Here is a 15,931-nt window from a genome sequence, read left to right as displayed (position 1 = left end):
GATCAGGTGCCTTGCAGGATCAGCAGGTTCAGTGCAGCGCGGCGGGCGGTATCCTCAAGCCCGACGCGGCGCAGGGTGGCGATGGCAGCAGTCAGGTCCACGAGGTTCCCGCGAGAGCCATGAGCAAACAGGTTCATCGCTTCCAAAATCGCCTCACCCAGCTGGCTGTTGTTTAGTAGCGTTTCGATATCTGACGGCACAGGTGCGGCCCAGGCAAAGCCTTGTGCAACCGCATCGGCTAATGGCGATGGCGAGCGCGCGCGCCCCGGATCCCCTTGGGCTAGTGCGGCCAAAAACTGGTTCTCCTCGCCTTTGTCCGGGACGGATAGGGCGGCGCTTTCATAAAGGTCCGAGAGCAGCAGGATACGCCACCGCAAGGTCTCGGCTTCGGCATCCGTCAGTGAAACCTGCGACAGCCGGTCTGCGAAAAGTTCGGCAAACGGGATCTCAAGCCCGACGCTGCGCATTTGGGTCCAGACATCGAGAAGGGCGGGTGATATGGCCTCGGGCTTGCCGGAATCCAGCGCGGTTTCGAACCGCTGCACCGCCGCGACGCGATCCCAAACCGCACCTGAAGCGGCAGGCGAACGTTCAGTATAAAGCCCCAACAACTGGTTCGGCGTCAGCGCACCCACACGGGTCAACCGCTCGGCCGCCTCGATCTGGGCTTTCCAGCCCGCCACATCCCGTAGGTCGGCATTGGCAAAGGCCCGCGGCAATGGGGCCGAGGGCAAACGCTCGCCAATCGCCTCATAAAGGCGGAAGGTCAGCGGATCAGGGTCATCAGGTTGCGGCAGGTATTCGGCGTCTTCGAATAGTTCGGGGCTGAGGAAGCGGTCCAGAACGGCCAAATCCTCATCGGGCAGCACTTGCAGCGCATGGGCCGCCTCAAGCGTCAGCGCTGCTGAGGCCCAGTCGCCGCGTCGCGCTTTGCAGAAAATCTGCGCCGCGTAATCCTGTGACAGGTGCGGTTGCGCGATCAGTGCGGTGCAACTGCGATCTTCGTCGCCCGTCAGCAGCGTCGCGTCAAACCAACGTTGAAACCTGTCGCGGCTGTCGGTCGGACCAGCCAGTTGCACCAGCGATTGCGCAGGATCGGCCGCGCCCAGTTGCATCAACCGATCCAGTCGCGCCAGCAGCAATATCTCTTGGGCATTGGGGCCGGATGGCGCACGCGCCTCGGACAGCAGCAAGGTGAACAGCAGGCGCTGCATTGCCGGGTTATACCTTACGGGTACATCGGCGATCAGTTCGGCCAGCCTGCCTGGGTCGCTGTTTTTCCACATATCGACCGGCAGGCCTGTCACCGAGGACGACACCAACCCCAAGGGCGGCAACAAAGCCTCAAGCGCTGTGACCTCGACCCCCGGCTGCAGGCCGGTCTGTGACACGGGCGGTTCCAGCAAAACGGTGCCGGGCAAGTTTTCCGGAGGTTGTGTCAGCCATTCGATCGCAGACAGGGGTTCCTGCTGCGCCTGTGCGGCTCCGGCCAGGAAAAGCGCGGCAACTGCGCTCCTACTCCACATTCAGGATGACCGGTTCGCGGACTTCATCCTGCGGGGCCGAGAAATCCACCCCGAAGAACGGGCCAAGATAGGCATAGCCCACCAGCCCGATAAAACACAGGCAAACCAGATATATCAGCAGTTTGATCAGACGGCCCATTGCTCAACGTCGCCTCAATTTTTTCTTTTGTCCCAGTTATAGCTGGCATTTTTCTTAAGATCACGTCATTCACGGTGAAATGAGCGAAATAAAGCAAAACACTGACACGCTTGCCCCAGTCCAGCACCTTGTGTTGCACAAAACCGTAGTTCTGGTGGGGATGATGGGGGCTGGAAAGACCGCCGTGGGCCGTGCATTGGCCTTACGTCTGGGTGTCCCGTTCCTTGACAGTGATGCCGAGATCGAATCGGCAGCAAACATGACCATCCCCGAGATTTTCGAACGCGACGGCGAGCCGTTCTTTCGCGCCAAGGAAAGTCAGGTCATCGGGCGGCTGCTGGATGAGGAAAAGGGCATTCTGTCTACCGGCGGCGGCGCGTTTCTGTCCGAGCAGAACCGCAAGATGATCACCGAACGCGGCGTTTCCGTCTGGCTGAATGCTGATCTGAGCGTGTTGTGGAACAGGGTCAAGCACAAGGATACCCGGCCCTTACTGCGCACCGACGACCCTTATGCGACATTGCGAGGGATATATGAGGCGCGCGTGCCGGTTTACCAGCAGGCCGATTTGACTGTGACCTCGGACGGTGAGATTTCGATCGACAATATGGTTGGCCGCGTTGTCGAGGCTTTGCTCAAGCGGCCTGATGTTCTGGAACAAAAATAAATGCACCAAACCGTACATGTTGAGCTGGGCGAACGCGCGTATGATGTCGAAATCGGGCCAGACTTGCTGGCGCAGTCCGGCACGCGGATCGCGCCGTTGTTGCACCGGCCCAAAGTCGCCGCCCTGACGGATGAGAACGTGGCCGCTCTGCATCTGGATGGGCTGCGCGAGGGGCTGGCGACAGCTGGGATCGAGATGTCGGCGCTGGCCTTGCCTGCGGGTGAGGCGACCAAGAGCTGGCCTCATTTCGAACGTGCTGTCGAGTGGCTGCTGGCCGAAAGGGTTGAGCGTCGGGATGTTGTCATCGCGTTGGGCGGTGGCGTGATCGGCGACCTTGCGGGCTTTGCCGCGGCCGTTTTGAGGCGCGGTGTTCGGTTCGTACAAATCCCGACCTCGCTGCTGGCGCAGGTGGACAGTTCCGTCGGGGGCAAGACCGGCATCAATGCACCACAGGGCAAGAACCTGATCGGAGCCTTCCATCAGCCCTCGCTGGTGCTGGCCGATACCTCGGTGCTGGGCACGATGACAGATCGGGATTTCCTGTCCGGCTATGGCGAAGTCGTCAAATATGGCCTGCTGGGGGACGCCGACTTCTTTGAGTGGCTCGAAGACAACGGAACCGATGTGGCGGGGGGCAATATGGCGGCGCGGGTGCGGGCCGTGACCCGGTCGGTGCAGATGAAGGCCGATATCGTGGCACGGGATGAGACCGAGCAGGGCGACCGTGCGTTGCTGAACCTCGGCCACACCTTCTGTCACGCGCTTGAGGCTGCAACGGGTTATTCCGACCGGCTGCTGCATGGCGAGGGCGTGGCCATTGGCTGCGCGCTGGCGTTCGAGCTGTCCTCGCGTCTTGGTCTGTGTTCTCAGGAAGACCCCAGCCGCGTGCGTGCGCATTTGCGTACGATGGGCATGAAAACCGATTTGGCGGACATTCCCGGAGAACTTCCAGGCGCTGAGGCTCTGGTTGATCTGATGGCGCAGGACAAGAAGGTGATCGACGGTCAGTTGCGGTTCATTCTGGCGCGCGGGATCGGTCAGGCGTTCGTGACCTCTGATGTACCGGGCGATGCTGTGCTGTCGGTGCTTCAGGACGCGCTGGCCACAGCCTGATCAACGCCCGTTGAGCACCATCAGCTCGCCGATATTCTCGCGTGTGATATAGCCCACCATCGCCCCCGAAGCAGTGCAAACCGCAATGGCTGGGGCGCCTTTATGCAGCCCGTCCAGCACGGCCTCCAACCCGTCGGTCAAGCGAACTTTTGGAATGTCCGGTTCCATGATCGAAGTGGCCGGATTGGACCGGGGTGTTTCATCGGCAAGGGCCGCGAACAGGCGATTGCGCGTGACAAAGCCTTGCAGCTTGCCATCGGGGGATAGCACCGGAAACTCATGCTGCGTGGTATGGATGACGGCCTGCGCGGCGGTCGCCAGCGTGTCGTCGGGGGAAAGAGCGTGAAATTCGGTGATCATCGCATCGCGCGCCAGCACGCGCCGCGCGACCGAGCGCATGGTCACGTCCTGACTTTCGGCATTTGCTGCTACGAAGACGAATACCGCGATCAGCACCAACAGCGCATTCCCGGTGCTGAGCCCAAGGAACCCGAACCCGACCGCCACCGCCTGTCCCGCCAGCGCGGCGACCCGTGTGGCTTTGACGCGATCCATTTTCAGACACAGCAGGGCACGGAACACACGCCCGCCATCCATCGGAAAGGCGGGGATCATGTTGAACGCGGCCAACAGCAGGTTCACATAAGCCAGACGGTTCAGCAGGCCGGGGCCGGTGCTGTCGATCTGAGCCATGGTTTCAAGAGGCATTCCCGCGCCCAGAAGAACCAGCAAGACCCAGATTGCAACATTGACCGCAGGGCCTGCCAGCGCCACCCAAACCTCTTGCATGGGGTTTTCCGGCATCCGCTCGAGCCGAGCCAGTCCGCCGATTGGCAATAAGGTGATGTCAGGCGTTTTGATCCCATAGCGCCGGGCCATCAGCGCATGGCCAAATTCATGGGCGACCACACAGGCAAATAGCGCCAGCACGAAGATCAGGTTTTCAACCGCGGCCGCCAGACCTCCGCTGGAATAGGCGGCAAACCCGACCCAGGCCAGCAACAGGAAAAAGGTGACATGGACCCTCAGTTCCGACCCCAATATCCGGCCGAGTGAGAAGGACCATGTCATGATATTTCTCCGTCTTGGTTAGAACGGAATCTCGTCGTCGTCGATACCGCCGGATGCAGGGGCCGGAGACCCGGACGGCCCACCATAAGGATCCCCATAGCCGCCACCGGCCTGACCGCCATAGCCGCCACCGGATTGGCCGCCGCCATACCCACCACCGCCGCCACCTTCACCGCGCGCGTCCAGCATGGTCAGTTCACTGCGGTAAGGGCGCAGAACCACTTCGGTCGAATATCGATCCTGTCCGGACTGATCCTGCCATTTGCGGGTCTCAAGCTGGCCTTCGATGTAAACCTTGCTGCCTTTGCGCAGATACTGCTCGGCCACACGCACCAAGGGCTCCGAGAAGATGGCGACCGTATGCCATTGCGTTCGGTCCCGGCGTTCGCCGGTATTGCGGTCTTTCCATGTCTCAGACGTGGCGATGCGCAGGTTGCAAACCTTTCCACCATTCTGGAACGACCGAACCTCAGGGTCGGCACCGAGATTTCCGATCAGAATGACTTTGTTGACTGAACCCGCCATATATTCCCTCGTTCTTGTCTGACTGAGCAGTGCCCGAATCTGGCACCTGTTATTTCTGCGACCCTATACGGCCTGCGCTTTGGTTGAAACATGGTTGATGACGCGAAAATGAGCGCGCTAATTCTTTAGGCATGATTTACCAAGCTTTCATTCTTTGCTGAAATATCTATACTCGTTCAGGTTCGTAGAGATCGGGATCGGCATTTATGCGGTTGTTGTTAGCGAGTTTTTCGGTGCTATGCTGTGCACTGGTCTCAGCCCCGGCTGAGGCGGATACCTTGTCGACGAAAAGCCGCAAGGACATTTTCCTCAAGCAATCCAAGGTGTTGGATTCGCGAGCGGCCACACAATACCGCAATTCCGAGCGCTATAAGCCAAAGACGCCGAGGCGTCAGTTCAGCCAGCGTTATAATGGGAAATACAAAGGCCAGTATCTGACCATCGCGCGGCAAGCGGCGCGTAAGCATAACGTCCCCGAAGACTTGTTCTTGCGGTTGGTGCAGCAGGAAAGCGGCTGGAACCCCAATGCTGTCTCGCATAAGGGAGCACTAGGTTTGGCACAGCTTATGCCTGCGACAGCAAGAACGCTTGGCGTCAACCCGCTGGACCCACGGGAAAATCTGGAAGGTGGCGCGCGCTATCTGTCCGCTCAATACCGCAAGTTCAAATCCTGGCGTCTGGCGCTGGCGGCATATAATGCTGGTCCGGGCGCGGTGGAAAAACATGGTGGCGTTCCGCCGTATAAAGAAACGCAGAATTACGTCAGGGTGATCTGGGGCGGTTAAACTCCGCTTCCCGTCCCAATAGGTAAAAGGCCAACCCTGCGGCTGGCCTTTGTGTTTTATTCAGCTGCAATCTTGATGACCGGCTCCATACGTTCCAGGACATCCTCGGCCAAATGACATTTGACCTGATGTCCCTCGGCCAGAGTTTTCACCGGCGGAACGCGCTGTTCGCACAAGCCACCCGGCACCTCGGACTTCCAGCGGCACCGCGTCTGGAACGGACAGCCCGGAGGCGGGTTCATCGCAGAAGGAATATCGCCTTCTAGCACGATATGCTGTTTCTCGATTGACGTATCAGCGATGGGCACCGCGCTCAGCAACGCTTCGGTATAGGGATGATAAGGCGGGGCAAAGACCTGATCGGTGGTGCCCAACTCGACCACATGGCCCAGATACATGACCATCACCCGGTCGCTGAGATAGCGTACAATCGACAGGTCATGGCTGATGAACAACAGAGTCGTTTTGTGTTCACGCTGGATCTCCATCAACAAGTCCGTCACGGCCGCCTGCACGGACACATCCAGTGCCGAGACCGGCTCATCCGCCACCACGATCCGCGCGTCCCCGGCAAACGCACGGGCAATGCCCACACGCTGTTTCTGACCGCCAGACAGCTGGCGAGGCATCCGATCGGCAAAGGCGCGCGGCAGCTTCACCAGATCAAGCAGCTCCAGCATCCGCTTCTTCCGCTCGGCTTCCGAGTTGCCGACACCGAAAATCTCAAGCGCGCGGATGATCTGGCGGCCAACGGTCATCGACGGGTTCAACGTGTCAAACGGGTTCTGGAATACCATCTGAACTTCGCCCACCGTCTTGGCGTCCCGCTCTTCAATTGGCACGGCCTCGATGTTGCGATTGTCCAGAAGGATTTGCCCATCCGTCGCCGTTTCCAGCCCCATCAACACCTTGGCAAACGTAGACTTGCCACAGCCGGATTCGCCCACAATGGCCAATGTCTCGGATTCATGCGCCTCAAAGCTGAGCGTTTCGTTGGCCTTCACCACCTTAGTCTCGCCGCCGCCAAACAGCGCATTCGCCGCGACCTCATAGTATTTCTTCAGATTGTCCATCTTCAGAACTGTGCGGCCAATCGCAGCCTTTTCCTTTTGTTCCCCAACGGTGATCGGTGCGTTCCAGTCAATCTCCTGGAATTTCAGACAGCGCGTATGGTGTCGGTCATTTCCGGGCACAGCCTGCATCAGGATATCCTGAGCATCACAACGCCCTTCTTCGAAATAGTCACAGCGCGGCCCAAAGTTACAGCCCGGCGGGCGCTCATGGGGCAGGGGGAAGTTCCCCGGAATGGCCACCAGCGGGCGCGTGTTCTTGTCGGCCCCAGGCAAAGGGATCGAGCGGAACAGCGCCTGTGTATAGGGGTGCTGCATCTCGTCAAACACATCCTTGATCGAGCCGCGCTCGACCGCCTCACCCGAATACATCACGCAAAGCCGGTCGCAGGTTTCCAACACCAGCCCCAGATTGTGCGAGATAAACAGCATCGAGGTGCCGTATTTCTTGCCCAAATCCTTGACCAGTTCGACCACAGCCGCTTCAACCGTCACGTCCAGCGCGGTCGTTGGCTCATCCAGAATCAAAAGCGCCGGTTTCGACATCAATGCCATGGCGATCACGATGCGCTGCTGTTGTCCGCCAGAGAGCTGATGCGGGAAAGAATTCAGCATTCGCTCGGGGTCGGGCAGGCGCACATCGGTGACAACCTCCAACGCGCGGGCATAAGCCTCTTCCGCGCCTACGCCTTCGTGGATCATCGGCACTTCCATCAACTGCTTACCGATCTTCATCGCTGGGTTCAGCGATGCCATCGGTTCCTGATAGATCATCGCGATCTCGTTGCCGCGAATGTCGCGCAACTCCTCGGTAGTCATCTCACCCAGATCACGCCCTTTGAACTTGATCGAGCCGCCAACGATGCGCCCGTTCTTGCCCAAATCCTGCATGACACCCAATGCAACCGTGGACTTGCCACAGCCAGACTCACCAACCAGCCCCACAGCCTCACCAGGTTGCACGCTGACCGAGAAATCCATAACGGCGGGAATTTCCCTCAACCGGGTAAAAAACGAGATCGAAAGCTTGTCGATCTCAAGAATTGGCCCGTCATAATCCGCCAGTTTGTTCATCTTGTTACTCCTCGCGAGAGTCAGGGGGATCCCTTCATCTGGCTAAAAATATCCCGGGGGGTCCGGGGGGCTGGCCCCCCGGCCTCGATCACAATCAGTCCTTCAGACTTTCTTCGCGCAAACCGTCGGCCAGCAGGTTCAAACCCAGAACCAGTGACAAGAGGGCCAAAGCAGGCGGAAGGGCAGGGTGCAGATAGATCGACAGCAGCTTACGCCCCTCGTTAATCGTTGAACCCCAGTCCGGGCTTTCCGGTGGCAGACCCAATCCAAAGAAACCCAAGGTCCCCAAAAGAATGGTCGTGTAGCCAATCCGCAAACAGAAATCGACGATCAGCGGACCACGCGCATTGGGCAGTATCTCCCATAGCATGATGTACCAGGGGCCTTCGCCTCGCGTTTGCGCCGCCGCCACATAGTCGCGGGTTTTGATATCCAGCGCCAGCCCGCGAACGATACGGAACACAGTGGGCGAGTTAACAAAGACCACCGAGACAAACACCACCAAAATACCGCCAGGGATGTCGAATAGGTCCAGATAGGTTGGCAGACCCCAGATGCTATAGCTGTCGGTGTTGACAATGTACCCGCCGGTCGAGATCAGCGATAGATACAGCCACAGCGCCACTCCAAGCACACCAATCAGCAGCGGCGTGCGGAAATTCGGACGTGTATAGTAACGAGAGTTCAGTAACACCCCCAAAAAGATGATCGGAAAGACAAACAGGACAGCGGCCATATAGTTCGGCACCCCTGTCGCCACGATCTCGGGCGTGACAAGCAGGTAGAACAACAGGATCACCGGGAAAGCCAGGATCAGGTTGGCCAGGAAGGACAGCAGCGTGTCCAGACGCCCGCCATAGTACCCGGCAGGCAAGCCTAGCGTGATCCCGACCATGAAGGCGAACATCGTTGCCAGCGGGGCGATCTGCACCACGATCCAGGCCCCTTTGACCATGCGGCTGAACACGTCGCGGGCCAAGTTGTCTCCGCCCAGCAGATACCAGGCGTATTGACCCTCTTCCAAACTGGACAAAGGCGTTCCTGGTACTTTGTTCTTCATGCCCGAAATCTGGTCCAGCGGGTCATGGGTGACGATCAGATCCATCGCCCCAAAAATTCCGGTAAACACCCAGAACATCACAAGGCCGAACCCGATCATGCCGATGGGGCTGTCGAACAGCTTGCCATACAGACCCAGCTTGCGCTTGAACGCGATCGACATGGCGTAAAGCAGGATCAGCGACATCCAAACCGGCAGAAACTGCTGGGACATGGCGCCGATGATCCCGGCGTTTGTGCCCATCAGGATGCCAAGGACGATATAGGCAACCGCAAGGCCGACACTGGCCAGAAAACTGTATCGCATCGCGGCTTGGATCATATTTCGCAGCCCCGAACTGGACGTGAGCGTGCCGTCCGGGTTCACGGTCATCTGATCCTCGGGCAGGATGATGCTCGCCAGCATCCAGGCGACAACGGACAGCGCCATCAGTGCCAGCGCCAAGGCGATCAGCGGGTTGAGGAAGGCGATAGAGCCGGTCCAGGTAAGTGGTTCCATGATCTAACCCTCCCTTAAGAAATGCGAATACGCGGGTTGAGGTAGACATAGCCGATATCCGAGATCAGCTGCGTCACCAGCACCACAAAGACCGACACGACCGAAATCGCCAGCAAGAGCTGGATGTCGTTATTCCCCGCCGCCTGCACCAGCGCCCAACCAAAGCCCTTGTAGTTGAACAGGGTCTCGACGATCACCACACCATTCAGCAGCCATGGGAACTGCAACATGATGACGGTAAAGGGGGCGATCAGCGCATTGCGCAGCGCGTGTTTCATGACGATGTTCGAGAAGGACACGCCTTTCAGCCGCGCGGTACGGATATACTGTGCCGTCATTACCTCGGTCATCGAGGCGCGGGTCATCCGAGCGATATAACCCATCCCGTAAAGCGCAATCGTCAGCACGGGCAGGAAGAAATTCTCGAATGTCGGGTTCTCCATAGCCTGCGTGGCCGTGCCCTTGAACCACTTCAATCCGACGGCGGATGAAGTGAAAATTGCGATGAAGATCACGCCTGACACATATTCCGGTGTCGCTGTCGTGGTGATGGCAAAGGTGGACAGCGTGCGGTCGGTGGCCGAACCCTCTTTCATGCCCGCCAGAACGCCAAGGATCAGTGCCGAAGGGACCATCAGCAGCATCACCCAGAACATCAGCCGACCGGTTAGGGCGAGACGTGTGCCGACAACTGTTCCGACCTCTTCTTTGAAGACTGTGGAATAGCCCCAATACCCCTGCAAGATACCGCAGAAATTGGGGGATTCCTCGGCGGTTTTACCCGGAAGGATGCATCGGCCCTGAATGGTTCCGTCTTCGTTGGTGTGCCGGTACGACGGCAGAACACCCAGCCATTCGCCATATTTTATGGGCGTTGACTGAAGATAGCCGCCTTTTTCCAGAAAACTCTCGACCTGTTCATCCGACATCCGAAAGTTGCCCTGCGTTTTGGCAAGCTTTTCGAGGTTCGGATACAGGTTGGTGAGGAAAAAGACCAGGAATGTCAGGCACAATGCTGTCAACAGCATGATCCCGACCCGCCTTAGAATGAATAGTCCCATGATAGCCCCTGTTGGTCGGCTGGCGCTGGTTTCAGGCCGTGCGCGTCGCTAGTATTTTCGCCGGGTCAGCGCCGACGAAAAGGCCGCGCCCTTACGGCGCGGCCCTGTAGGTGTCGGCTTAAGAGACGATGCCGAACTTATACAGCTGCGGCAGGTCCGCGATGTGCTTTTCAACACCAACCATGTTGTCACGGTGGTGACGCATTGCTGTCCGCCAATAAGGCTGGATGGTCACACCCTCTTCGATCATGATCGTTTGCAGCTTGGCCATCACCTCGCGGCGCTTGTCCACATCGGCGATCGAGTTAGCTTCGGCCAGAAGCGCATCGAACTCGGCATTGGCAAAGCCGGACTCGTTCCACGCCACGCCTGACTTATACGCCAAGGCCAGAACCTGCGTGCCCAGCGGGCGGTGGTTCCAGTTGGTCGAGGAAAAGGCGTATTTCGTCCAGTCGTTCCAGAAGGTCGAGCCGGGCAGAACCGTGTGTTTGGCCTTGATGCCCGCATCGTTCAACTGCGCAACCACAGCAGCGGTGGTATTGCGACGCCAGTCATCGTCGATCGACTGAACTTCGTGCTCGAAGTCCGCCATGCCCGCTTCTTCCATCAGGGCCTTGGCACCTGCCGGATCATAGGGAATACGGGTCACCGCCGAGTCATATTCGGGGTGCATCGGACCTACATGGCAGTTCTCGGCAGGGATGCCGTAGCCGGACATACCAAGCTCGAGGCAGACATTGTTGTCCACGGCCATGGCCAGCGCCTGACGCACACGTTTGTCGCCATAGATCTTATTGCCATTGGCGTCTTCGGCCAACTGGTTCGGACGAATGACGATGGTAAAGCCCGAGGGGATTTCCGAACGGGTCAGGCCGATGCCGTCGAAGATGTCAACAAATTCGCCGACCGATTCCCAGTTCATGTCGATCTCTTCGGCCTCATAGGCGGCCAGGAAGGCTGCCGGGTCGGTGCCGTAGTCGATAAACTCGATCCGGTCGATATAGCCGCCTTTGCCGGCCTCATAGCCCCACCAGTCAAAGCCTTCGTTGCGCACGAGCACACCTTTGACGCCGACCTCGTGGCTTTCGGGGATCATAAAGCCGGTGCCGACAGGGTTGGCCAGCATGTTATTGGCATCAAAGCTACTGTGTACGATGGCGGCCGGATAGTCCGCCATGCCGGGAATGATGGTGATGTCGGGCGCGTTACACGTCAGTTTGACGGTATGGGAATCCACAACTGTAATTGCACCGTCCGCGGCCTTCTGCGTGGCCTCGTCAATCAGCGATGCCATGCGGGATGCCATCGAGTTGCCCTCTAGCCCCGCATCACACCAGCCGGTGATGTTGCGTGCCACGTCTTCGGCGGTGAAGTCGTCGCCATTGTTCCACTTGACGCCTTTGCGGACGTTCAGAGTGTATTCTGTCGCGTCGTCATTGGCCTCCCAGCTTTCCAGCAGCATGGGTTTGAACGAGCCGTCATTGTTGTATTCGACCAAATATTCCAGCCAGCCAGCGGTGTAAGTGGCGATTTGGGTCCAGTCATAGGTGCGCGGATCCTTCAGCGCGCGCACTTCCATCTGATAACGGATGGTGCCGCCACGCTGCGGTTCTTGCGCGGCTGCGGGTGAATTCAGTCCGATCATGCCATAAGCGGCGGGCACGGCAACGCCCAACGCGGTGGCGCGAGCCATGAACTCGCGCCGGCTGAGCTTGCCGTCACGATATTCCTGTGCGTGCATCTCCGCCGCCCAGTGCATCGGTGCTCCGGTCAAGGTTTGCTTTGTCATTTATGTCTCTCCCTGTGACATCAATTTTTGTGATTTGTGAGTGGAACCGCTCAACGCCGAAAGAAGCGTGCAGCGCGTCCGCGGGTATTCGTTGCTGTGATACTGAACATCCCCATGCCTTCATTCGGCACCAGAAATTCTGTTAGGTCAACGTTCGAAATCGTCATTCAGGAGACAAAAGCGACATTGTGGAGGGTCGCAGCCTGGAAATACGGGATCGTGTCCTGGCTCAAGATGCCTGGCGGGTTCCCATTAACACAAGGGATTCGGATCATCGATGGCGCGTAATTCTTGCCGTCTATCGCGGTGGCAAGTTGCGCTAGTATCACTTTGAGAAATCAACGTGAATCCAGTTTTTCATCCGTGCTCGAAACCAGGTGCGTTGTCGTTTGGCGAACTGGCGGGTCGAGATCGTGGCGCGATCTCGGGCGGCATCCAGGGAAAGCTGGCCGTCAAGATATGACATAAGCTCGGGGACACCGATGGCCTTGAAGGCGGGAAGAGAGGGGTCGTAGAGGGATCGCATCGCCTCGACTTCATTCAAAGCGCCTGTATCTAGCATGAGATCGAAACGGCGATTGATCCTATCCAGAAGCCATTGTTTGTCCACGTCAAATACGATCGGCACCGTGTCGTCCGGGCTCAGAATAGGCGGCGGAGTATCAGCTTGCCAGTCCCGCAGGCTGCGTCCGGTGGCGCGCTGCACTTCCCAAGCGCGCTGGACGCGGGCGCGGTTTTGCCGGTCCAACCGGGCCAGAGTTTCGGCATCCACACCCTTGCTCAACGTTTGCAGGTCAAGCTGGTCGCCCTCGGCACGTATTTCTGGCGGAGTAGCGGGTATTTCAGCCATGCCCTCGGTCAAGGCCGAGAAATACAGCCCCGTGCCCCCAACAATAATCGGGCGTTGTGGGCCGGTCAGCAAGGGTGTGACCTCGCGCAGCCAATGGCCGGTCGAATAATCCTGATCATACGCGACATGACCATAGAGCAGATGCGGTGCGCGGGCCTCATCCTCAGTCGAGGGGCGGGCCGAGATCACCTGCCAGCAGTCATACACCTGACTGGCATCTGCATTGACGATGATGCCGCCAAATTCATCGGCGATCCGAAGTGCAAGTTCGGATTTACCTGACGCTGTCGGCCCCGCAATCAGTACGGGTTTATCGTCTGGGATAGGGGGCAGGCGGTCCCAAACTGGCGATGTATCTGTTTTGGCCATCGGGGCTGACTTGTTCCTCATGATCCGCATTGAACCTGTCGCGGTTTTGCTTCATTTTGCGCCGGAATTAAACCCGTGCCAGCCCGGAGCGCAACATGACCCTTTCCCCAGACATCGATACCCCGAAAACCAAATACAGTCGCGTGATGCTGAAGATCTCTGGCGAGGCGCTGATGGGCGACCAAGGGTTTGGCCTACATCCGCCGACCGTCCAGCGCATCGCGCAAGAGGTCAAATCGGTGCATGATCTGGGTGTTGAGATCTGCATGGTGATCGGCGGCGGCAATATTTTCCGGGGTCTCAGCGGCTCGGCGCAGGGGATGGAGCGGACGACGGCGGACTATATGGGGATGCTGGCCACGGTGATGAATGCGCTGGGGATGCAATCCGCGTTGGAAGAGATCGGGGTGTTCACCCGTGTGATCTCGGCTATTCGCATGGATGAGGTGTGCGAACCTTATATCCGTCGCCGTGCTGTACGGCACCTTGAGAAAAAGCGGGTCTGCATCTTTGCAGCGGGGACCGGGAACCCTTATTTCACCACCGACACTGCGGCTACTTTGCGAGCAAATGAAATGGCTTGCGAGGCGATATTCATGGGGAAGAACGGCGTGGACGGTGTCTATGACAAAGACCCCAAAGAACATGCGGACGCGGTGCGCTATGACACAGTCACCTACGATGACGTGCTGGCAAAACGGTTGCGGGTTATGGACGCCTCGGCCATTGCGTTGGCGCGAGACAACAACCTGCCGCTCATCGTGTTTGGTCTGGACGAACCAGGCGGCTTCCGGGGAATCCTTGCCGGTGAAGGGACTTATACCAAGGTTCAGGGCTAAGCCTTCACCCATATGTGACAAAAGCCGGGCCATCGCGCCCGGCTTTTTTTGTTCGGGCGCTTGACGGGATTGGTCGGTCTGGGCAGTTTGGCCGCGTCCTTGCCTGTGCTGGGGCTGTCGTCGCGGCTGCGGCGGCTCGGCTGGAAGACCTGCCATGATGTCCGAAGAGGCCGGAATCATGCCCGGTCCCTTAAAAGATTGACCTGCATGATCAAGGAGTTCCGTGCCATGAGCACTTTGGATATAGACTTTGTCCGCGCGCAGTTTCCCGCCTTTTCCGAACCATCTCTGCAAGGCCAGGCCTTTTTCGAAAACGCCGGTGGGTCTTACACATGCAAGCCCGTGCTGGACCGGCTGTTTCGCTACTATACCGAACGCAAAGTACAACCCTATGCGCCCTATGAGGCCAGTCGTCTAGCGGGCGCCGAGATGGACGAGGCGCGTCGGCGCTTGGCGGCTATTCTGGGCGTCGACACCGATGAGTTAAGCTTTGGCCCTTCGACCACGCAGAACACTTATGTCATGGCGCAGGCATTTCGGCAGTGGATGCAGCCGGGTGAAGCGATCATCGTCACCAATCAGGACCATGAGGCCAATTCCGGCCCGTGGCGGCGCTTGGCCGAGGATGGGATTGAGGTCAGGGAGTGGCAAATCGACCCCGAGACCGGCTCGCTTGACCCGCAGGATCTGGCAAACCTGCTGGACGACAAGGTGCGTCTGGTCTGTTTCCCCCATTGCTCGAACGTAGTTGGTGAGATCAATCCGGTGGCCGAGATCACCGCTATTGCGCATGCAGCGGGTGCGTTTGTCTGTGTTGATGGGGTGTCCTACGCGCCGCACGGCCTTCCGAATGTGGATGAGCTGGGGGCGGATATCTATCTGTTTTCAGCCTATAAAACTTATGGTCCGCATCAAGGATGTATGGTGGTCCGGCGAAAATTGGGGCAGACGCTGCCCAACCAGGCGCATTTTTTCAACGGCGATGTGCTGTATAAGCGGTTCACGCCTGCCGGACCCGATCATGCGCAGATCGCGGCCAGTGCTGGCATGGCGGATTATATCGCCGCACTCAGCGTTCATCACGGTGGTCCCGACGGGTCCGACACTCAGCGTGGAGCGTTCGTGCATGATCTGATGCGTGGGCACGAGGTGTCATTGCTGCAGCCGTTGCTGGATGCGGTGTCAAACCGCAATGCTGTGCGCTTGATTGGCACCGCTGATGCAGAAAAGCGCGCACCCACGGTTGCTTTGGCGTTGAACCGAAATGCGGAAGAGGTGGCGGGTGAATTGGCCACACACGGGATTATGGCGGGTGGAGGCGATTTCTACGCCGGGCGTCCGTTGCAGGCGATGGGGGTCGATCCGGCGCAGGGCGTGTTGCGGGTCAGCTTTACGCACTACACATCGCAACAGGAAATTGATCAATTATTGAATGCACTTGACGCCGTTTTGTGATCCAGTTCCCGTCCACTCCCGTAAAATGGGAAAAACATCT

The 15,931-nt window shown here is 58.5% G+C and carries 14 protein-coding genes; 5 read left to right on the top strand and 9 right to left on the bottom strand.

Translation table 11 applies throughout. From position 1 onward, the window contains the following. Positions 1-2: 2 nt before the first annotated feature. Complete coding sequence (locus ACR0C5_RS04470; RefSeq protein ID WP_480874857.1) at positions 3-1,526, bottom strand: hypothetical protein; 1,524 nt, start codon at positions 1,524-1,526, stop codon at positions 3-5. Next, on the bottom strand, positions 1,516-1,665 hold the full coding sequence (locus tag ACR0C5_RS04465) for a hypothetical protein (protein WP_170769532.1): 150 nt from the start codon (positions 1,663-1,665) through the stop codon (positions 1,516-1,518). The genes ACR0C5_RS04470 and ACR0C5_RS04465 overlap by 11 nt, the downstream gene beginning before the upstream one ends. Before the next feature lie 79 nt (positions 1,666-1,744). Here ACR0C5_RS04465 and ACR0C5_RS04460 point away from each other — a divergent pair, with 79 nt between their 5' ends. Beyond that, a complete protein-coding gene (locus tag ACR0C5_RS04460; protein WP_480874854.1) occupies positions 1,745-2,332 on the top strand; it encodes a shikimate kinase in 588 nt (195 codons plus the stop codon). Next, a complete protein-coding gene (gene aroB, locus ACR0C5_RS04455) occupies positions 2,333-3,445 on the top strand; it encodes a 3-dehydroquinate synthase (protein ID WP_480874852.1) in 1,113 nt (370 codons plus the stop codon). Here the strand turns inward: aroB and ACR0C5_RS04450 are convergent, their stop codons facing one another. After that, positions 3,446-4,516 (bottom strand): site-2 protease family protein, encoded by a 1,071-nt coding sequence (locus ACR0C5_RS04450; RefSeq protein ID WP_170769535.1) that lies wholly within the window; start codon positions 4,514-4,516, stop codon positions 3,446-3,448. 18 nt (positions 4,517-4,534) lie between these two features. Beyond that, the gene (ssb, locus tag ACR0C5_RS04445) at positions 4,535-5,041 is read right to left on the bottom strand and encodes a single-stranded DNA-binding protein (RefSeq protein ID WP_170769536.1); all 507 of its coding nucleotides are present in this window, start codon (positions 5,039-5,041) and stop codon (positions 4,535-4,537) included. A gap of 206 nt (positions 5,042-5,247) precedes the next feature. Here ssb and ACR0C5_RS04440 point away from each other — a divergent pair, with 206 nt between their 5' ends. Then, positions 5,248-5,826, top strand: a complete 579-nt coding sequence (locus ACR0C5_RS04440) for a lytic transglycosylase domain-containing protein (RefSeq protein WP_170769537.1) — start codon at positions 5,248-5,250, stop codon at positions 5,824-5,826. Positions 5,827-5,882: 56 nt separating this feature from the next. Here the strand turns inward: ACR0C5_RS04440 and ACR0C5_RS04435 are convergent, their stop codons facing one another. The 5 genes from ACR0C5_RS04435 to miaA form a co-directional block, all read right to left on the bottom strand. Beyond that, positions 5,883-7,970, bottom strand: coding sequence for a dipeptide ABC transporter ATP-binding protein (locus ACR0C5_RS04435; protein WP_170784581.1), 2,088 nt, complete (start codon positions 7,968-7,970; stop codon positions 5,883-5,885). Between the two features lie 94 nt (positions 7,971-8,064). Next, complete coding sequence (locus tag ACR0C5_RS04430) at positions 8,065-9,528, bottom strand: ABC transporter permease (protein ID WP_480502936.1); 1,464 nt, start codon at positions 9,526-9,528, stop codon at positions 8,065-8,067. A gap of 14 nt (positions 9,529-9,542) precedes the next feature. Continuing rightward, positions 9,543-10,589, bottom strand: coding sequence for an ABC transporter permease (locus ACR0C5_RS04425; protein ID WP_170788569.1), 1,047 nt, complete (start codon positions 10,587-10,589; stop codon positions 9,543-9,545). A 118-nt stretch (positions 10,590-10,707) separates the two neighbouring features. Then, positions 10,708-12,378 carry an ABC transporter substrate-binding protein gene (locus ACR0C5_RS04420; protein ID WP_170769541.1) on the bottom strand — a complete coding sequence of 557 codons (1,671 nt, stop codon included), beginning with the start codon at positions 12,376-12,378 and terminating at the stop codon, positions 10,708-10,710. A gap of 325 nt (positions 12,379-12,703) precedes the next feature. Further along, positions 12,704-13,597, bottom strand: coding sequence for a tRNA (adenosine(37)-N6)-dimethylallyltransferase MiaA (miaA, locus tag ACR0C5_RS04415; RefSeq protein WP_480874846.1), 894 nt, complete (start codon positions 13,595-13,597; stop codon positions 12,704-12,706). Between the two features lie 95 nt (positions 13,598-13,692). On the opposite strand from miaA, the gene pyrH reads away from it, so the two are divergent. Together pyrH and ACR0C5_RS04405 are read left to right on the top strand one after the other, a co-directional pair. Then, positions 13,693-14,436 (top strand): UMP kinase, encoded by a 744-nt coding sequence (gene pyrH / locus ACR0C5_RS04410; protein ID WP_170769543.1) that lies wholly within the window; start codon positions 13,693-13,695, stop codon positions 14,434-14,436. A 228-nt stretch (positions 14,437-14,664) separates the two neighbouring features. Beyond that, positions 14,665-15,891 (top strand): aminotransferase class V-fold PLP-dependent enzyme, encoded by a 1,227-nt coding sequence (locus tag ACR0C5_RS04405; protein WP_480874843.1) that lies wholly within the window; start codon positions 14,665-14,667, stop codon positions 15,889-15,891. Positions 15,892-15,931 lie beyond the last annotated feature (40 nt).

This window comes from Ruegeria sp. N8, from assembly GCF_056531325.1.
The sequence above is the reverse complement of the archived record's forward strand: the minus strand, read 5'-3'. Positions and strand labels throughout refer to the sequence as shown.